Source organism: Paraburkholderia sp. J63, assembly GCF_905220245.1.
Lineage (GTDB): Bacteria > Pseudomonadota > Gammaproteobacteria > Burkholderiales > Burkholderiaceae > Paraburkholderia.
Map to the genome: position 1 here is coordinate 34,776 of NZ_CAJMZF010000003.1, position 18,948 is coordinate 53,723.

16 protein-coding genes and 2 pseudogenes are annotated in these 18,948 nt (G+C 64.2%); 7 read left to right on the top strand and 11 right to left on the bottom strand.

From position 1 onward, the window contains the following. Window positions 1-77: 77 nt before the first annotated feature. From U5775_RS04445 to U5775_RS04465, 5 genes and pseudogenes are all read right to left on the bottom strand, one after another. Window positions 78-1,280 carry an NAD-dependent formate dehydrogenase gene (locus tag U5775_RS04445; RefSeq protein WP_322056911.1) on the bottom strand — a complete coding sequence of 401 codons (1,203 nt, stop codon included), beginning with the start codon at window positions 1,278-1,280 and terminating at the stop codon, window positions 78-80. Window positions 1,281-1,514: 234 nt separating this feature from the next. Further along, on the bottom strand, window positions 1,515-2,432 hold the full coding sequence (locus U5775_RS04450) for a LysR family transcriptional regulator (RefSeq protein ID WP_322056912.1): 918 nt from the start codon (window positions 2,430-2,432) through the stop codon (window positions 1,515-1,517). Window positions 2,433-2,462: 30 nt separating this feature from the next. Next, window positions 2,463-3,122: a M24 family metallopeptidase gene (locus U5775_RS04455; RefSeq protein WP_322056913.1), complete on the bottom strand. Its 660-nt coding sequence runs from the start codon at window positions 3,120-3,122 to the stop codon at window positions 2,463-2,465. 147 nt (window positions 3,123-3,269) lie between these two features. After that, window positions 3,270-4,367, bottom strand: a pseudogene (locus U5775_RS04460) (chromate transporter). A 32-nt stretch (window positions 4,368-4,399) separates the two neighbouring features. Further along, complete coding sequence (locus tag U5775_RS04465) at window positions 4,400-5,188, bottom strand: hypothetical protein (protein ID WP_322056914.1); 789 nt, start codon at window positions 5,186-5,188, stop codon at window positions 4,400-4,402. A 297-nt stretch (window positions 5,189-5,485) separates the two neighbouring features. Here U5775_RS04465 and U5775_RS04470 point away from each other — a divergent pair, with 297 nt between their 5' ends. The 5 genes and pseudogenes from U5775_RS04470 to U5775_RS04490 all read left to right on the top strand — a co-directional run bounded on the left by U5775_RS04470 (window position 5,486) and on the right by U5775_RS04490 (window position 9,259). Continuing rightward, window positions 5,486-6,022 carry an AraC family transcriptional regulator gene (locus U5775_RS04470; protein ID WP_322056915.1) on the top strand — a complete coding sequence of 179 codons (537 nt, stop codon included), beginning with the start codon at window positions 5,486-5,488 and terminating at the stop codon, window positions 6,020-6,022. Beyond that, window positions 6,019-6,435: a VOC family protein gene (locus tag U5775_RS04475; protein ID WP_322056916.1), complete on the top strand. Its 417-nt coding sequence runs from the start codon at window positions 6,019-6,021 to the stop codon at window positions 6,433-6,435. Before U5775_RS04470 ends, U5775_RS04475 begins: the two co-directional genes overlap by 4 nt. Before the next feature lie 111 nt (window positions 6,436-6,546). Beyond that, window positions 6,547-7,191, top strand: a complete 645-nt coding sequence (locus tag U5775_RS04480) for a histidine phosphatase family protein (RefSeq protein WP_322056917.1) — start codon at window positions 6,547-6,549, stop codon at window positions 7,189-7,191. A gap of 310 nt (window positions 7,192-7,501) precedes the next feature. Beyond that, window positions 7,502-7,594, top strand: a pseudogene (locus U5775_RS04485) (putrescine ABC transporter permease PotI); the annotation flags it as partial. Between the two features lie 87 nt (window positions 7,595-7,681). Then, the gene (locus U5775_RS04490; protein ID WP_322056918.1) at window positions 7,682-9,259 is read left to right on the top strand and encodes a DUF3138 family protein; all 1,578 of its coding nucleotides are present in this window, start codon (window positions 7,682-7,684) and stop codon (window positions 9,257-9,259) included. 272 nt (window positions 9,260-9,531) lie between these two features. On the opposite strand, the gene U5775_RS04495 is transcribed toward U5775_RS04490, so the two are convergent. From U5775_RS04495 to U5775_RS04510, 4 genes are all read right to left on the bottom strand, one after another. Beyond that, window positions 9,532-10,665, bottom strand: coding sequence for a polyamine ABC transporter substrate-binding protein (locus U5775_RS04495; RefSeq protein ID WP_322056919.1), 1,134 nt, complete (start codon window positions 10,663-10,665; stop codon window positions 9,532-9,534). Window positions 10,666-10,725: 60 nt separating this feature from the next. Then, window positions 10,726-11,916: a serine hydrolase gene (locus U5775_RS04500; RefSeq protein ID WP_322056920.1), complete on the bottom strand. Its 1,191-nt coding sequence runs from the start codon at window positions 11,914-11,916 to the stop codon at window positions 10,726-10,728. Between the two features lie 97 nt (window positions 11,917-12,013). Further along, window positions 12,014-13,735: an amidohydrolase gene (locus tag U5775_RS04505; protein WP_322056921.1), complete on the bottom strand. Its 1,722-nt coding sequence runs from the start codon at window positions 13,733-13,735 to the stop codon at window positions 12,014-12,016. Between the two features lie 126 nt (window positions 13,736-13,861). Further along, window positions 13,862-14,698: a helix-turn-helix transcriptional regulator gene (locus U5775_RS04510; RefSeq protein WP_322056922.1), complete on the bottom strand. Its 837-nt coding sequence runs from the start codon at window positions 14,696-14,698 to the stop codon at window positions 13,862-13,864. Window positions 14,699-14,876: 178 nt separating this feature from the next. On the opposite strand from U5775_RS04510, the gene U5775_RS04515 reads away from it, so the two are divergent. Together U5775_RS04515 and U5775_RS04520 are read left to right on the top strand one after the other, a co-directional pair. Then, the gene (locus tag U5775_RS04515) at window positions 14,877-15,362 is read left to right on the top strand and encodes a MerR family transcriptional regulator (protein WP_322056923.1); all 486 of its coding nucleotides are present in this window, start codon (window positions 14,877-14,879) and stop codon (window positions 15,360-15,362) included. Then, window positions 15,346-15,750 carry a carboxymuconolactone decarboxylase family protein gene (locus U5775_RS04520; protein ID WP_322057186.1) on the top strand — a complete coding sequence of 135 codons (405 nt, stop codon included), beginning with the start codon at window positions 15,346-15,348 and terminating at the stop codon, window positions 15,748-15,750. Before U5775_RS04515 ends, U5775_RS04520 begins: the two co-directional genes overlap by 17 nt. A gap of 21 nt (window positions 15,751-15,771) precedes the next feature. Here U5775_RS04520 and U5775_RS04525 read toward each other — a convergent pair whose 3' ends face one another. Further along, the gene (locus U5775_RS04525; protein ID WP_322056924.1) at window positions 15,772-16,644 is read right to left on the bottom strand and encodes a hypothetical protein; all 873 of its coding nucleotides are present in this window, start codon (window positions 16,642-16,644) and stop codon (window positions 15,772-15,774) included. A gap of 19 nt (window positions 16,645-16,663) precedes the next feature. Next, window positions 16,664-18,946: a hypothetical protein gene (locus U5775_RS04530; RefSeq protein WP_322056925.1), complete on the bottom strand. Its 2,283-nt coding sequence runs from the start codon at window positions 18,944-18,946 to the stop codon at window positions 16,664-16,666. Window positions 18,947-18,948 lie beyond the last annotated feature (2 nt).

The following is an 18,948-nucleotide window of genomic DNA, read 5'->3' on the forward strand; positions in this document are numbered from 1 at the left end:
TTGTGTTGGACAGGACGAGGAAAGCCGCATGCACCTCGCGTCGTGCACCTGTGTGCGTGGTGCATGCGGCCACAGGCTTACGCGGGCTGGTAGCGGCCCGCTTCTTCCGAGCCCGTCGTTGCGTTGCCGGCGCTGTACGAATGCGCGCCGACGCCGGCGAGCTTGCCACCGTCGACGATCAGATACTCGTCGCGAATCGGCTTGCCCGAGAACCAGCATTCGAGAATCTCGCGCGTGCCCGCCGCGTAGCGCGCCTGCGCCGAAAGCGTGGTGCCCGACGTATGCGGCGTCATGCCTTGATGCGGCATCGTGCGCCACGGATGGTCGCTCGGCGCGGGCTGCGGGAACCAGACGTCGCCCGCATAGCCGGCGAGTTGTCCGCTTTCGAGCGCGCTCACGATGGCGTCGCGATCACAGATCTTGCCGCGCGCGGTGTTGATGATGTACGCGCCGCGCTTCATCTTCGCGAGCATCTTCGCGTTGAAAAGATGCTCGGTTTCAGGGTGCAGCGGACAGTTGATCGTCACGACGTCGCAAACGGCGACCATCGACTCCACATCGGGATGCCAGGTGAGATTGAGTTCGCGCTCGACCTGCTCGGGCAAGCGATGGCGGTCGGTGTAGTGGAGCTTCACGTCGAACGGTTTCAAGCGGCGCAGCACCGCGGTGCCGATGCGCCCGGCCGCCACCGTGCCGACGTGCATGCCTTCGAGGTCATAGGCGCGCGAGACGCAATCGGCGATATTCCAGCCGCCTTTCTTCACCCATTCGTGCGAGGGCAGATAGTTGCGGACCTGCGAAAGAATCATCATCACGACGTGCTCGGCCACGCTGATGCTGTTCGAGTACGTGACTTCGGCCACGGTGATGCCGCGTTCGCTGGCAGCCTGCAGATCGACGTGGTCGGAGCCGATGCCGGCCGTGAGCGCGAGCTTGAGCTTCGGGGCTTTCGCAATGCGCTCGGCCGTGAGGTAGGCGGGCCAGAAGGGCTGCGAGATCACGATCTCGGCGTCGTGGAGCTCCTGTTCGAAGCGCGAGTCGGGGCCTTCCTTGTCCGAGGTGACGACGAGCGTATGGCCTTGCGATTCGAGAAAGCGGCGCAGACCCAGTTCGCCGGAAACGCTGCCGAGCATCTCGCCGGGCGTGAAGTCGATGGCATTCGGCGTGGGCGCGGTCTGCCCGTCGTGATAGCGGGTGATGGTGGGGACCGTGTCGCGCGCATAACGTTTCGGCATGCCGGTTACGGGGTCGTCGTACAGGACGCAAAGGACCTTGGCCATGTGTCTCACTCCATGCTGGAAAGCGGATTGGGTGCCTGCGCGGCGCAGCGGCGCCGCTCAAGCCTTCGTTACGATCGTTCGGCTTGCGAAGGATCGATGGACAGAGTGTTGTCGACGAGGCCGGAGCCGGTCCAATTGTTTGGAAAGATGGCCTGATAAGCGCCGCTTATCAAAATGCGCGAGTGGCGGAATGTGGGTCCAGCCAGAGGGGCAGTGAAGAATCTGCGGCGGTGCTCAGGCGCGCTGAAGCAGCGCGTCGAAACGGTTTTGCAGATCGAGACGCTGTGCGCTTTCCCACATCGCCGAAACGAGTGGCGGCATCACGGGCGCGTTGCGCGTGATGAGGCCGATTTCGCGGGTCAGCTCGGGCTCTAGCAGCGTGGCGGTGTAGAGCCCGCTTTCGTGCGCGCCGCCGAGCAGGCTATGCGGAAGGATGCTGTGCAGCCGCACATGTTGGACGGCGGAAAAAAGCGTGAGCAGCGAATCGGACTCGGCAACGATGGTCGGTTGCACGCCCGCTCGCCGGAACGCCGCGTTGATGACCTGGCGGTTTTGCATCGACGAATCGAGCAGACACAAATCGAGGCCCCCGAGCGCTTCCCAGCGCTGCAGGCCAACGCAGGCCCCTTCGCCGCAGCCCGTGGGCGAGACGAGCACATAGCGCTCGCGATACAGCGGCGCGACGGCGAAGCCCGCCTGCACCTTGCTGTCGAGATAGGTGAAGCCGATGTCGAGTTCGAACTCGTCGAGCTGGCGCAGGATGGCGTCCGAACTCAGCGAGCGCAGCGAGTAGCGTATGCCGGCGTGCGCCGCACGGCAGCTCGACAGCAGCAGGCTGACGATGGGCAGCGTGGTGGGAATCACGCCGATCCGCAGCGTGCCGCTCAGCCGGACGCGCGCAACGGAGGCGTCCTGGCGCATGTGCTCGAGGGTCGCGATGGTCTGCCGCGCCCAGCCCAGCACGCGCTCGCCCTCTTCGGTGAAGCCGAGAAAACGCCTGCCGCGCCGCACGAGCACGAGGCCGAGCTCGTCCTCGAGGCTGCGAATCGCCGAGGAAAGCGCGGGCTGCGAGACGTTGCAGGCGTCGGCGGCGCGCGCGAAATGCTGCTCACGTGCGAGCGTCACGAGGTAGTGGAGCTGACGGATGAACATGCGTTGCCTGGCAGAACTGACGAAGCGCGGCTAGACGAGCAGATCTTCGTAGAACGCGCCGAAGGGCCGCGTCGGATGGGCGATCTGGATTTCCAGCACCCACAGGCCGGGCGCCGGCGCGGCATCGAATTCGCCGAGGTTGCCCGCCTTGTAGATCGCATGCGGAAAGTCGCTGACGCGATGGCCCTTGATGTCGACGTTCAGACGCCAGCCATGGGCCGCGGCCCGCGTGGCGGCGAAATCGTATAGCGCGATGCCGCTGCAGCCGGTGCTGCGCCAGTGCCCGGCCACCTCGTCGAAGATCGCTTCGACGTCCTCTGCACAACGAAGCATTTCCGGATCGTCGCCGGTGACGAAGGTGGCCCCGGCGTCGCCCTCGTGCTGGCCCCACACCACGCCCAGATCGACGAAGAAAATGTCGTTCGGGCCGAGCACCGGATCGTCCACGGAGCGCTCCTTGAAGGTGCGCAACGTGTTCTCGCCGACACGGATGATGACCGGATGCCAGATGCGTTCCATGCCCAGGACCTGGAGGACCGACTTCGCGCGCGCGTTGGCTTCCGATTCGCGCATGCCGGGCTTGATCGCGGCCGCGATCTGCTCGACCGCCTTCCAGGTCATCGTGCGCGCGTACTCCATGGCGTCGGGCGAGAACTTTCCTCCGACCGCCTGCTTATCGACCGTGCTCACCTGATATCGCTCCTGTTGTCTCGGGGGGCATTCCGGGGTTCATTCCCTTATGCGGCGGGAATCGTTATATCCAATAGTATATAACGAGGCGTTGACCGTCGCGGCGAGGCGAAGCTCGTCATCGGATGGATTGAGGAAGTCAGGGATTTACCGCAAAACGCTTTGCGCGATTCCGGTCGCGATGCAGAAAGCCACCACCACGAGAGGCGGCGCTTTCCACCGCGTCGGCAGAAAGAAGCCGATGCACGCGATGGTGAAATCGACTGGCGTCTGGACTGCGCTCGTCCACGCCGGCGAGTAGAGCGCGGAAGCCAGCAAGCCGACGACGGCCGCATTGACGCCGGCCAGCGCCGCCGCCGTCGCCGGACGGCTGCGCAGCGCGTGCCACCACGGCAGCGCGGCCAGCACGAGCAGCAGCCCCGGCAGAAAGATCGCCACGGTGGCCAGCAGCGCGCCGCTCCAGTGGTTGTGGGGACTCGCCATCGTCCAGCCGAGAAACGCCGCGAACGTGAAGAGCGGCCCCGGCACGGCCTGCGCCGCGCCATAGCCGGCGAGAAAGTCGGTCGGCGCGACCTATCCCGTAGCGACGGTCGCGCGCTGGAGCAAGGGCAGCACCACGTGGCCGCCGCCGAACACGAGCGCGCCGGACCGATAGAACGCCTCGAATACGCGCACGGCCTGGCCGGCGGCGCTACATAGCGGGAGTCCGAACAGCAGCACGGAAAAGACGATCAATGCGGCGATGCCTGCGGTGCGCGACACGGCAAACGAGCCCGGATGCGCGAGTGCGCTGCGCGTCTCGCGGCTGGCCTTCGTGCGGCACAGCGCGAGACCGAGCAGGGCGCCCGCGGCGATCGCGATCAGTTGCGCATAAGCCGTGGTCAGCAAGCTGAGCAAGGCGACGGCGGTGAGCGCGATGGCCGCGAACACCAGCATCGCGAGCACCGAGGGCAGCGTGAAGCCGCACCAGGCCGCGAGTCCGCCGGCCCATCCGGCCCGCAGCAGGCCGATCGAAAAGCCGGTCTGACTGCTGGCGGGCCCCGGCAGGAACTGGCACAGCCCGACCAGATCGGTGAAGGCCGCGTCGTCGAGCCAGCGGCGACGCTCGACGAACTCGCGGCGGAAGTAGCCGAGATGGACAATCGGGCCGCCGAAGCTCGTCACGCCAAGCCTCAGAAATACGAGCAGCACTTCAAATGCGCGGCCTGCGGAGGACGCGCGCGGCGAGGACAGGTCCGTGTGCATGGAAGCGGAGCGGGGTTGGAGCGACCTCGATGTTAGCCGCGAATGCCGCGGGTGGCGAGGCGCGTCATCCTGCGCAACTGGCGCGGCAGAACGATGTACATGCTCCAGAGCACGATGAGGATAACCCGCAACGGCGTCGAGACGTGATGCGGCAGCGGCGCCGCCACATCGGCAATCGCGAGGCTGCCCGGAATCGACCACACGTAGGTCGTCCAGCCGAGCAGCGTGGCGTGCCAGAGATCGAGCCTCGCGGGTGCGGGCATGGCATGCGCCGCCAGTCCGCCGCGCACCATATAGCCCGCGAGCGGCAGGCTCAGCAGCGCGTACAGCACGATGGCGACGATGATGGGCAGCAGATTGGCCGCGATGCCCGAGAGTACATCGAGTGCGATAAGCCACGCGGACGACGCGGACGACGTGGCCGCCGGATGCGGACGGTTCAGACCGGCCGTCCAGTGCGCGAACGGCAGGGCGGTCTTCGCGACCACAAAATGAAAGACCACCACGCCAACGAGGAACAGCAGCGTGTTCGCGAGCCACTGGCGCCAGGCGCAGGACCACCAGACGTAGAGGCGCCGGCCGAAGTTCATGCCGCGGTCGAGCCGGAAGAGCGCGCGCCGGTCGGTGAGCGCGGCGCAGGCGGCGAGCACGATAAAGAGGAGCGCCGCGACGATGAGGGCCTCGACATTCCACAGCGCGAATCCGGCGTGCACGCCGGTGGCGGTCACGGCCGGATTCGCCGAAGTCGAGGAAAAGTTCTGCAGATGGTGGGCGATGTAGTCCGAGGGGGATTGCGGCTGCGAAGCAGGGCTTGCGGTCATGTCGTCTCCGTGACTGTGCGCGACTTTGCGCGACGCCCCGTCGAATGCCTGGTCTTTTTATGCGGCGTGCAACGTGCAACATCTGCCGGGCGCGGGCGCATCATGGTCGCCAGCCACGCCGGACGCGCCCATTTGGAATACGTTTGCGACGCCGCCATTCTAGACTCGATCGCCTGAGCGATCCCGCAAGCGGCGATATCGGTATGCCTGGTGGGCCTAAACTATGCGCATATCGCCTACGCGCACGTCGCCCACGCGCACGTCGCCCACGCGCATTTCGCCCGCTCCCCGGAACTCATGCTCTCACGCAAAGATCATCCGCCTGCGTCGTCCCCACGCAGCCCCGACGCACTCGAAGACCCCGCCCTGCTGCGCCGCCTGCTGCGTGCGCGCGACCGCATGGACGCGGCCTCGCACGAGGCCTGGCCCGTCAAGCGCCTCGCCGAAGTCAGCGGCGTTTCGGAGGCGCATTTCGCGCGCTCCTTCAAGCGGGCCTTCGGCGTGCCGCCGCACCGCTACCTGCTCACGCGGCGCATCGAGCAGGCGACCACGCTGCTGCGCGACACCGAGCTCGGCATCACCGATATCGCGTTCGCCACCGGCTGGGAGAGCCTGGGCACGTTCGGGCGCATCTTTCGCGACATCACCGGCATGAGCCCGAGCGCCATGCGCCGCGAGGCGCGCGCGAGCATGTCCGAACTCGGGCGGGTGCCCGCCTGCGTCCTGAAGGCCGCGCAGCGCCCCGATCTCACGATGGCAGTTTTGGAGAAGCGCCGCCAGGTGGCCCAGGATACAGTGCCGCCATCAACCACCGAGACCATGGAGGTCAAATGAACCACGGTATCAATGTAGTGGGCCTGTACGTCGACGATCAGGACGAAGCGCTCGCGTTTTACGTCGATAAACTCGGATTTCGCGTCCACACGGACGTGCGCAACGGCGCCTACCGCTGGCTCACGGTCCAGCATCCGGACCAGCCATCGTTCCAGCTCGGCCTCTTCACGCCGGGGCCGCCCGTGCACGACGAAGCGACCGCGCAAACGCTGCGCGCCATGGTCGCCAAGGGGGCCATGCCGCCGCTCGTGCTGTCCGTGGCCGACTGCCGCGCGAGCTATGCCGCGCTCAAGGCGAAAGGCGTGGAATTCACCCAGGAGCCGGTGGACCGCTACGGCAGCGTCGACGCCGGCTTTCGCGACCCGGCCGGCAATGGCTGGAAGATGATCCAGGCGGCGCAGCACGGCAACTGAGCGCGTGCGGCACGATGCGCTGCGCGCCGCTGCCTTAGAATGACCTCCGCGAACCCGTTTTAGCGCCTTGCGGCTTGTCCCGGAGGCGCAACCCGTTACCGGAGTGCCCCGATGTCCGTCGATAGCAAAGCAAGCGCCGTGTCCGGCGAAGTCTGGTTGATTCGCCACGGCGAAACCGAGTGGAGCCGCAGCGGCCAGCACACGGGCCGCACCGATATCGCGCTCACCGATCATGGCCGCGATCAGGCGCTCGCGCTCGCGAGGCCGCTTGCCGCGCAGCGCTTCGACATGGTGCTCGCGAGCCCGATGTCGCGCGCCATCGAGACTTGCCGGCTGGCGGGCCTGGGCGAAGAGATGATCGTCTCGGCCGACCTGCACGAATGGGACTACGGCATCTACGAAGGCCGCACCACGGCCGAGATTCGCGAGACCGAGCCCGACTGGAGCGTCTGGCACTCGCTGATCCCGCACGGCGAGAGCGTCACGCAGGTCGAGGCGCGCGCCCGCGGCGTGGTCGAGAGTCTGCTTGCGATGCTCGCGCAGGGCGCAAGCGCGGGGCAGGGCGGCGCGGGCCGGCGCATCGCCGTTTTCTCGCACGCGCATTTTCTGCGGGTGCTCGCGGGGTGCTGGATCAGCGATTCGGCGGCGCCGGGCGCGCATCTCTATCTCGACACGGCAACGATCAGCATCGTCGGCTTTGACCGCGAAAGCCGCGCAATCCGGCGCTGGAACGCGCGGCCCGAAGGCTGCGAGTAGGGCGAGGGCGCACGCGCCGCTCCTTGCCGGCACTCGCCTGACACACATTCTGTGCCCGCCAGGGACAGATTCCCGAACCCGATGACCGCGCTCGCCAGGGCCGCCGCGAAATCGGCTTGAACGCTCGCGCGTCTGCGTAGCGTTCCCTCCTCATTGCGCCTGCCCCCCTGACGGGGGGGCATACCGCCGCAAATCGAACGGTTAACGTTGACCCCGGTTTCAACGGGTGGCCGTTACATCGACGGATCCCGACGTAAACGTCCTTCATTAGCAATGCAAAGCAAATGAGCGCCGCTGGATATTTGCCTGGGCGCCCGTCTCCGGCTGGCGGCTGTCGTTCACGGTATCGATCGACGACCTGATCCTCACGACATTTTTCTGCGGGCCGGGATCGACCACGCTCACGGAAGGCGCTCGATCCCGTCAGTGCCTGAAAAATTCCAATGCAAAAGAAGACACTTAGAAAGATAACCAATCAGGAGAACATACAATGAGAAAAAAGCTTGTCTGCCTCATGGTGGCCGGTGCTTTGCCGGGGCTTGCCGCTGCGGACACCACGAGCGACCAGATCAAGGCCCTCCAGGCTGAGCTCCATGCGCTGCAAAACGAGGTAAAGACATTGCGCGAGCAGCAGGGCGCGGCCAGGCCACAGGCGGCCGCCACGGCGGCCCCGACCGCGCCCGCCCAGGCCGTGGTGGATCCGTCCTCGCCCGGCTACGGGAGTGCGCCGGCTCATCTGACCAACGACGAAGTCGACCAGATGAAGCAGCAGATCACCAATCAGCAGATGAAGGTGGACACGCTCACCGACGCGGCCACGACCGGCCCGATCGCGGGCCTTTCGGTCACGGGCTATCTCGATCCGACCTATATCTACAACCGCGATCTGGGAAGTTCATCGTTCCTGTTCGCGAATCACGAGAACGCGTACCAGTACTTCAACAGCTCGTTCGGCGACCTGTATCTCGACATCAAGAAGACATTCGGCGTGGGTCCGCTGGCGCCTTCGGCGGAAATCACGCTGATGCCCAATCGCGGCAACGGCATCACGCAGTTGATGAACGAGCACGGCAGCAGCAGTTCCAACATCCTGAACACCGCGTTCTTCACGGTGCCGCTTTCGATGACGACTTCGGTCTCGGCGGGCCTGATGTCGAGCTTCGGCGGCTACGAGCTGCAGCCGTCGAACCAGATGCTGACGCTCACGCACGGGCTGCTATACGACTTCTCCGATCCGGGCAGCTACGTGGGCGTGGGGCTGAACTACATGGGCGAGGGCAGCAACTGGGCGTGGAAGTTCATGCTCGGCAACGAGCAGTTCCGCACCGCCGGGGCGCAAATGCAGACGGGCACCAATGCGCTGGGCGATCCGGTCACCACGAGCAACCGCGTGCCGACTTTCACGGCGCGCGTGGATTATGCGTGGTCCGGCGCGCTCGACATCGGCGGCTCGTTCAACATCGGGCGGCAGACGCTCATGCAGGGCATGGACGCGAGCGGCAACACCTTGCCTGGCGTCTACGGCGTGGGCGGGCAGTCGTCCAGCCCGTTCGGGACGTTCTTCTTCGGCGAGGCCGATCTCACCTATACGACGGCCGATATTCAGTACAACGCGGAAATCGATTATGGCCAGCAACAGCACGCGGCTTATAACGGCGGCCAGGCGCAATGGTACGGTCTTTCGCTGCTGGCGAATCGCAAGTTCCGCCTGCCTTATGTCGGCCGCATGGGCGTGACCGCACGCTACGACGTGCTTGCCAACCAGAAGAACGGCGGCGGCGCGAGCAGCATCGTGCTCAACGGCAATGGCATGGACCCGTATAACGGCTTTGGTATTGGCGCGAGCTGTCTCGCGGCTTCGCAGGCGGGCGGTGGATACGGATTCGAATGCAAGGGCGCGGTGCGCCAGGACGTGACGCTCGACTTGCTGTTCTATCCGACACAGCAGCTTACGGTGAAGGTCGAGTATCGTCACGACTGGTCGACGCAGGATACTTTCCTGCGTAGCGATGGGTCGTATGGCAGGTCTAACGATCTGTTCGGCACGCAGCTCATCTACTCGTTCTGATTCGCTGGGCCGCTGTCTGCCGGGTGGTTGGGTGGAGGCGGCTCTTTTTGTGCCGGGCGTTGTGCCCGGCATTTTGCGTTTTCAGGGACTCTGATCGATGCCAGCTGCGCGCATCATCTTGATCGTGTAGTTGAGTTGTAGCGACTGGTTGGTATTGAATTGCAGGCTGATGCGGGGAGATTCAGGCGGGGAAGCGACGTGGGGTGGTGTATGCGAGGGCCGTAGAGGGAAGACCAAGCCGGCGGCCACGCCGCCGGCCAATCACCACCACCTCACTCCGTCTTGAGCTTCGCCCAAAGCCGGTTCTGCAAGCGCGCCAGTTCGGCGGGCAGCGGCTTGCTGATGAACAGCTTGCGATAGGTTTCGGGCGGCGGGAACACGGCGGGGTCGGCCAGCACTTCGGGCCGCACAAGCGCCTTCGCGGCCGGAACCGTCGACGGATAGGACGTATAGTTGGTCAGCGCCGCGGCCTCCTTCTGCGAGATCACGAAGTTGATGAACTTCATGGCCGCCTCGGGATGCGGGGCATCCTTGGGAATCGCCATCATGTCGAACCAGATCGACGTGCCCACATCGGGAATGAGGTACTTGATGTGATACGGCTTCTTCGCGTCCAGCGCGGCAACGCGTGCCGAGTTGACGTCGCCCGACCAGCCGAGCGCGATGCAGATATCACCGCCCGCCAGATCGTTGATATAGCTGGTGCTGTTGAACTGCGTGATGTACGGGCGAATGCCCTTGAGCACCTGATAGGCGGCTTCGTAATCGGCGGGACTATTGGTGTTGGGGTCCTTCTTCAAATAGACGAGCGCCATGCCGAATGCGTCGAGTGGCGAATCGAGCACGGAAACGCCGCAGCTCTTGAGCTTCTGTGCATTCTTCGGATCGAACAGCAGCGACCAGCTATTGAGCGGCGCGTCATTGCCGAGCGCCGCCTTGACCTTCTCCACGTTGATGCCGATACCGTCCGTGCCCCAGGACCACGGCACGCCGTACTGGTTGCCCGGGTCTTCCTGCGCGACGATCTTCATGATTTCCGGATCGAGGCCAGCGAGGTTCGGCACCTTCGCATGATCGATCTTCTGGAAGATGCCGGCCTGCAACTGGCGGGCCCAGTACATGTCGGACGGCACTACCACGTCGTAGCCCGAGTTGCCCGAGAGCAGCTTGGCCTGCAAGGTGTCATTTGAATCGAACTCCTGATAAACGACCTTGATGCCCGTGGCCTTCTCGAAGTTCGCGATCGTGTCCTTGCCGATCGAGTTGCCCCAGTTGTAGACGTTGACCACCTGTTCGTCGGCGCGCGCCGTGGGCAGGGTTTGCCATGCGGCGCCCGCGAGTGCGAGCGCCGCGCAAATCGCCTTCACCTTCCCTGAAAATTGTTTTGCCACTTGTCGTTCCTCCATTTTGAATTGTGCCGTCCTTGCCGGACGTAGCGTTTCGATTGCCCTGATGATGTGTTGCGCTCAGCCGCCGAGATGCCGCGCGATGGCCCTGAACGCGGCGAGCACGATCTCGTCCATCGGCTCGTCCACGGGCAGGTGCTGCGACGAGAGCTTGACGATGACCACGGCCGCGCGCGGATCGACGTAGATCCACTGGCCATGAATGCCGATGGCGATGAAGGGCGCGCCCGCCGCGCCGGTGAGATACCACTTGCTGCGATAGCATCCGCCCGGCAGGAAGTCGGCCCATGTCGAGCGCGCCCAGGCTTCGCGGCTGCCGTTGTTCATGATGTCGTCGATCCACCAGCCCGGCACGATCTGCTTGCCGTTCGCGACGCCGCGGCAACGCACCATCTCCGCGCAGCGCGCGAGGTCGCCGAGCGTCGCGCACAATCCGGCCGCCGCGCGCGGGGCGCCGAGACGGTCGAGCGTGATGCAGGCCTCGTGCTGGGCGCCGAGCGGCATCCAGAGATGCTGCGAGAGCAGGGCGTCGAGCGGCCTGGCCGCCGCGCGCTCGATCACCCAGCCGAGCACGTCCGTCGTCGGCGAGTTGTAGTGAAAGACCTCGCCGTGCGCGCGCTCGCCGGGGCGCAATTCGGTGAGGAAGCGGCGCAGGTCCACGGGGTCGTCGGGCAGCGGCGGGTTCCAGCCCATCGCGCGGCGGTAGCGCAGGAAGTTGCCGCGCGTGTCGAGATAGTCTTCGGCGAACGTCACGCTCGCGGTCATGTCGAGCAGATGGCGCACCGTCGCGCCGTGATCGTAGGCGCCCCCGCGCAGCTCGGGGAGATAGTCGACGACGGGCGCGTCGATATCGAGCACGCCCTGATCGGCAAGCACGCCGCAGAGCAGCCCGACGAGCGACTTGGTGATCGAGAAGACCAGGTGTGGGCTGTCGGGCGTGAGGCCGTGGCCGTACCACTGCGTCACGATCTGGCCTTGCCGCATGACGAGGAAGCCGTCGGTGTGGGACATCGCGAGCATCTGGTCGATGCTCGAGGTCTCGCCCGCGGGCGTCGTGAAGCTCAGGCTGCCGAGGTCGTTGCAGCGCTGCGGCAGCGGCGCGGCCGCGCGCGGGTCGTGCGCGATCGCCGCGGTGGGCAGCAGGCGGCGCACGTTGCGGAACGACCACTGGCTATAGGGCTTCGTGCGCCAGTTCTCGAGCGTGACCTGGTGTTCGGAGGCGACCGGCGCGCCGGTCATGAGGTGTGACATTATCGATAATCCTTGATTCGGTATCCTGATTGAACGTTGTCGAGCTTTGCAGCGGGGCGCGGCAGGCGAGCACGAAGCCGCTGCCGCGCCGCCGTGCTCAAACCGCCGCTTCGAGCTCGAACGCGGCCCGCATCGAACCTGCCGCATGCGTGACGCCGCCGTTCATCATCGTAAGTGCGATGTCGATCTTGCCGATCTGGTACTTGCTCACCTCGAAGAGGTTGTTCTCCAGCACGATGAGGTCCGCGCGCTTGCCCACGGTGACCGAGCCGATCTCGTGCTCGAGCCCGAGCTGCCACGCCCCGTTGATCGTATAGGCGGCGATGAGCTGAGGAATGCTCAGGCGCTCGTTGATGTCGGGCAGCGCCGGCGCCTCGGGCTCGCCCGCGAGCTGCCGCGTGTGGCCGGACTCGATATGCTCGACGGGGCGGTGCTGGCAGCGGCATTGGCAGGCGAGGCCGTCCATGCCGATCGATACGGTCACGCCCTGCTCGATGAAGGTGCGGAACTTGTACATATTGCTCCAGCGCTCGGTGCCGTAATGCTCGCGCAGCAGTTCGGTGTACAAATCGACTACGCCCCATTGAAGCTGCGTATTGGCCATCACGCCCAGCTCGCGAAAGCGCGGGATGTCGTCGGGATGCGTGAGGAACGCGTGAGTGATGACGTGGCGGCGGTCGCGCGGCGGGTTCGTGCGGTTCACGCGCTCGAAGCCGTCCAGCGCAGCGCGCACGGCGGCGTCGCCCACGCAATGGACCATGACGTTGAAGCCCGCCTTGTCGGCCTCCAGCAGATGATGGTCGAATTCGCCCACGGGCATGGTGGGCGCGCCGCAGGTATCGGCGCGATCGGCGTAGGGCTCGAGCAGCCACGCCGTGTGGTTCGCCTCGGTGCCGTCGAGGAACAGCTTGAGCGCGCGCGCCTTGACGAGCGGCGAGTCGTAGCGCGTGCGGAATTCGCTTAGCATGCCTATGGGATTCTCGACGTCGCCCACCACGGCCACGCTGCCCACCACGCGCAGCTTGAGGTCCGAGCGCCGCTCCATGTGCTGGAGCGTTTCATAGAGCAGCGACTGGTCGCCGCTCGGGTCCATGAAGCCCGCGTCGAACACGGTCGTGATGCCGGCGGCCGCGAGCTTGTCCTGCCACACCGCGAACGAACGTAGGTACAGGTCCATGCCCTTGGGCAGATAGCCGGCCTCGCTGATCCGTTTGAGGAGCAGCGAGTAGGCGGCGCCGTCGACGATCACGCCGGTCGGCTCGCCCGTGACAGGGTCCTTCTCGAACCAGCTTGCGCCGGGCTGGACGGGCGGCGTGGCGGCGTCGATGCCGGCGATCTCGAGCGCTTTCGAGTTGGCCCACATCGTGTGGAAGTCGGTGGAGAGCAGGCACACCGGGCGATCGGCGCACACGGCGTCGAGCGTTTCCTTGCGCAGCAGCGCGGGCGGAATGGTCGCCTGGATCCAGCCCATGCCGGTGACGGCCTTTTCTTCGGGATGCGCATCGACATAGGCGCGCAGCGCGCCGAGCACGGCCTGGGGATCTTCGTAGTTCACGAAAGCCTGGAACGCCGCCGCCGTGGTTTCGAAGTGCCAGTGCGATTCGACGAAGCCGGGCAGCATCAGCCGGCCGCCCGCATCGACGATGCGTGTGTGCTCGCCAACCCAGTCCCGGGCAGCGCGTTCGTCGCCGACGAAGACGATGCGCTCGCCGCGCACCGCCACGGCTTGCGCCCACGGCTTGTGCGGGTCGACCGTATAGACTTTCGCGTTCGTGAACAGCACGTCCGCCGCGCCAGTGTCTCTTTCCTGTGTGCTCATCGTTGCCTCCTGGTGCGCAATGGTGACTTGTCGCGGGTCACTATACTGAGCGCCAGGCGGCGGGTCTGCCCCCCCTCGAAGGGGGCAACGGTACTTTGCGCCCGCGCCCGGCGAGCGCGCCGGCGTTTACGAGGCGGGCGATTCGACGGCCCATTTGGCCAGATCGCGCTTGGTCCGCACGCCGAGCTTCGCAAATGCGCGCTCGATATAGGACTCGGCGGACGACTGGCGCACGCCCAGAATGGCCGCCGTTTCGGGCACGGTGCGGCCGGCGAGCAGATGCTTGCAGCTTTCGTATTCCCGCTTCGAAAGCGCGATGCCTTCGTGCGCGACACGGGCGTCGAACAGGGCGAGCGGATCGGCGCTGGTGGGCGTATTGGCGATTTTTCTCGCGGCCGCCATCGACGAATGCAGTTCGAGCAGCGGAAAGAGAAAGTCGCCCAGATGGCGCAACTGGCTCAACTCGCTCAGCGAGAACGCGGGCAAATGCTTGCGGCGCACGATGGCGAGCGAATATTGCGCGTGGCTCGCATCCTTCGTGAGCACGCATTCGTGGGCGATTTGCCGTTCGTCGAAGATACGCTTGCGGAATTCGCCGGCGGGAATACTGCTCATGTCGCGCACCACGAGGTGTGTGCCGGTCGTTCCCCGTATCGTGGCGAAGAGCGGGTCGGCGGCCTGAAAGCGCTCGTAGTAGAGCCCCATGACGTGATCGAGCCGGGCCTGCTCGTCGTCCACGGCCCCACTGCCGAGCCACTCGCAGCTATAGCCGAGCGGCGCGGCGGCGCCGAAGCGCGAACGCTCGACATGGACGACATCGAGCGGAATGATCCCGTTCATGAACGACGTGAGCCGGTGAACGAAATGCGGGGTGCCGACCGACTCGATGATGTCGCCGAGCGCCTTGACGGGCACGTCGATGTGCCGGCTTTGAGGGTTGAAAGGGTCGACGTTGAGCAACATGGTGCACCCTGATCGGGAACGGGTATTGGTTCTGCGCGTATGCACAGTTAAAAAGCATAACAGAAGCGGTCTTGCGTTCAAAAACGCGCTGGCGACCGGCAGGAGCTATTGCAAAATAGCGCTTGACCTGGAGTGCACTCGAAGTTCCACCATCACGCATGTCGTTGAGGGAAAACACATGAAGATTGGCGATCTGGCAAGCATGACGGGCCTTTCCGTCCACACGATCCGCTACTACGAGCGCATCGGGCTGATTCCGTTTGCGTTGCGCGACGCGTCGGGGCAGCGTGCCTACGACCGGTCGATTCTCGATTGGCTCGCGTTTCTGGGCCGCCTGAAGAAGACCGGCATGCCGATCCAGGGCATGCTGCGCTACGCAGAACTGCGCGCGCAGGGCGCCGCCACGGAAGGCGAACGCTGCGAGCTGCTGATGGCGCATCGCGAAGCCGTGCGTGCGCATGTTGCCGAGCTTCAATCGTGTCTTCTCGCTCTCGACGCCAAGATCGAAGGCTATTCGACCGCCCACCCAACTTCGCGAGGCAAGGCAAATGCGGAACGACACGAATCGGCAGAATCAGGTGAACGAACAGAGCAAAGCGCTCGAACACGGCGAGACGCAGGAAAGCCGGCTCGCGCGCGGCCAGCGGATGCTCGCGGCGATTGACGGCAGCGCGGGCGAGCACGTCGTCGCATCGCTCGCGGACATTGCGCCCGATTTCGCGCGCTATCTGCTGGAATTTCCATTCGGCGATATCTACGCGCGGCCGGGCTTGGACCTGCGTTCGCGTGAGATCGCGACCATCGCGGCGCTCACCGCGCTCGGCCATGCGCAGCCGCAGCTCAAGGTGCATGTGGCTGCCGGGCTGAATGTGGGCCTGAGCGAAGAGGAGATCGTCGAGACCATCATGCAGATGGCGGTTTATGCGGGCTTTCCCGCCGCGCTGAATGGCTTGTTTTCGGCGCGCGAGGTGTTCGCGGCGCGGCGGGAAAGGGGTGGGAAGGGTGCGGAGCCGGTGGCACTTGAGGCCGAAGAAGCGATGGGCGCGGCTTGAGCGTTGGCGCTGCCGTGATGCTTATTCGTCGTATTTGCAGGGCTTGAATACGTTATTGCATTCCGCGTTGCGCTGCTTTTCATGCTCGTCCAGCGCACGCATCTCGGTTGCATCGTAGTGCTTCTGCTCGGCCGCGAGGCGCTGCCATGTCGATGCAGGTACGGCGTGGTTCAGGTAAGCCATGATCGCGGCCGGATTGCCCTTGCGTGCATCAAGGCCAGGTGCAATCGACGGATCGTCGGCGAAGTTTGCGTTGATGGTGACAGCGCGCATGCTGAAGTCGTAGAGATCGTCTTGCGAGCGCAGGCCGAGTAGCCATCCGCGAATGATTGCGTGCGAGTACCGTTCGGAGAATATGTCGTGATTGGTCACATGCAAATAGTTGGGGATCAGATCCGGATGTTCCTTGCGAATCCGGTCCATGATTCGCGAATAGGGAATGGGACCGCGATCGCGTACGGAAACGAGCCGGCTGTCCACGCTGCCGTCGGGTAGAAAATAGACTTCCAGAATGCGTGCTTTCGGGTCACTGGCCTTCGGAAACGGGATCGTGCGCGTGATGAACGGCGGCATTGGATCGCCGCGCTTCCAGTGCGGTGACACATTCCAAAGCATATAGCTGATCTTGAGCGTATCTCCGCCGATGCGATAGCAGCAGGTCGAATTGGCGTATTCGCCGCCGTTATAGGCGAGGCCGGGCATATTGGAGCCGTATGCCGTGCCCGCTTCGGTTTCGACCTTGAACTGGTCGATGGGAAGCGCATTGTAGTTATATCCGGAAACCGAAACGCCCCACGATTTCGCTTGCGCGGTCAGCGGTGCGAGCAGTGCGCAGATATTCAAGCTGGCGGCGAGCCAAATGCTCACCCGAAACGATGAGTGTTTTAGATGCATAGCACTACGCGCCGCTGCCTCAATCGAACATATGCGCGATTTGCTCGCTCGCCTTGCCCGCCATCTTCTTCGCAGCCTGATACCCCTCCTTGACGGATCCCATGATGCTCGACGCCTTCTCGCCCACGTCCGTGCCGCGCTCGTTGAAGTACGACACATTGTTCATGTAGAGCAATCCAACCGCCGTGTAGTCGCCTGTGCCGCTCACGATTGGATCGTGCAGATACTTCTGGAACAGCGGCGCCAGCGCCGGCGGCATCGGCAGGATCGCGTTATCCCACGCGGCGAGGCATCTTCGTTCGTAGTCCTGCTGCTCTTGCATGCCCGGCAGCGGCGTGCCGACCTTGGCGGCAAGGTACGGATTCCTGTCCATGACGGATACAGCGCTTCGATCGCGCCATGCCTTCACGTCGTGATCGACCTTTTCCTGCAGCGTGCCGAGGTGCTCTCGCTGCGTCTTGAGATCGTCGTAGAGCGAGGTGGCGGCGTCGAGATGGACGTGCCATGCCTCGTCGGCCTGACGGGCTTGCGGGGATTTGTAGGTCGTCACCGGGATGCCGTCGGGCGTGTAGTCGACATGTTTGCCGTCCACGGGCTCCGCGCCGCGAATTTGCGAGAGCAGTTCGCCCGCGCTCGCGATGGCGTCGTCGACGGACTTCTGCGCTTCGGTCCAGTAAGTGGGGAGGTTTTTGCGCGCATAGCCGGCCCAGTGCAGCAGCGCCAGGTGATGCGCGCTCAACTGGTCTTTGATGGAATCTGTGGGCGAGCCGCCCAGCGAGTCGACGTAGGTTAGATAGGACTGGTGGAGTTGAAGCGCTTGCGTGACCCCAGGCTTGAAATCGAAGTGCTGGGTATAGATGTCGGAAGCGACCGATTGCATGAGCACTGGTTGGCCAAGACGCGTCTTGAAGCCGCCGCCATCGGTGCCGAAGAATTGCACCCCCCAGTCAAGCGCGTGTCTGTACATTGACAAGAGTGTAGCGCGCGCAAAATCGGCGTGCCTGCCGTCCTCTCCGTCGACGTAGCCCCCCGCCACGTCTTCATGGATGCCACCCGTGACGACCTCTTTTACGCGATCGTTACCGCTGTTGAGCGACAGGCGTTGCCAGAGGCGGTTTTCCTGGCCGGCAATCAGATGTAGACCGCCCATGAACGCTGGAACCTGCAGGTCGCGATCGTCCATGTTGACGTTTGGCGAGATAGGCACGAAGAACCATAACGGGTTGTTCGGTGCAAAGAAGTTGGCCCCGTTGACCGGATCGAGGAACTCCATCATGCTACCGCTCATCGCGTGCATGGCGTCGAGGAGACCGAGGTAATGGAGCTTGACGCTGACGTTGTACTTTACGCCCTTGACCGTCCCCTCCAACGACGACTCAATGTCATTGGCAAATGCCTTGGCGATTGCGCCGCCCCGGCCACCGCCGAACACCGATACGAAAACTTCAGCAACGGGCCGGTCGGCGTCTTGGCGCGAGACCGCATCCTCCACCGCTAACTTCAATTCTTCCTTGGCAGTCTCGAGCCGGATATCTGGACCAAGATTCAAAAGCTGCGAAAGGTATTCGTTGTCACGGGTATAGGGAATGAGGTCGATGCTCACTCCGGCCGCAAGCTTGAGGATCTCTTTCTTCGAAACCAGCGATTTGATGGAAGCCCGCTTGATGTTGCCGATCGATCTGCGCAAGGCGGTTTTCATTGCGTCAGCGCCTGCCGTCGCAGCTTGGCGACGAAACTCGCTAGCTTCCGCCGCGATGCTGCGCGCTACAATCTTCTGCGCGCGCGCATCGCCGCTTTGGGCGGCGGCACGGCGCACGCGGCCCGCTTGCTTCTCAAGCTTGTTCGCGGTCGCGCCAAACGACGCACGTTTTTGTACCACAGTGCGATTGAAGCGTTCGTAGCGATTTTTGAAGTCCTTCGTCTTATCCTTGACTTCGTCTTGGACAGCGTCCTTGACAGAATCTTTACCGTGGTCTCCAGCCTTGTCTTCCATTTCGTCGACCATGACCGAGAATGCGGCCTCTGCCGTTTCGTCGAATGGTGTGCCGAGTCCAGCATAGTAGAACGCATAGACCCAATCCATCGGACTCATCGGGTGGGCGCCAAACAGTTTTCCAATATTCGACAGCCGACCGGTCGTTTCGTCGGCCCTACGGTTCCGGCCCAGGTCGTCGAAAAAGAAAGAGACATAGATACGTTGCCTGCATTGCTTGCAACTCGGCGGCGTAGGTTGCGCTGCTTTGGCCGCACGACGCATGATTTCGCGCTCGGCTGGCGTCTCGTCGAACAGACCGTATTCCATGA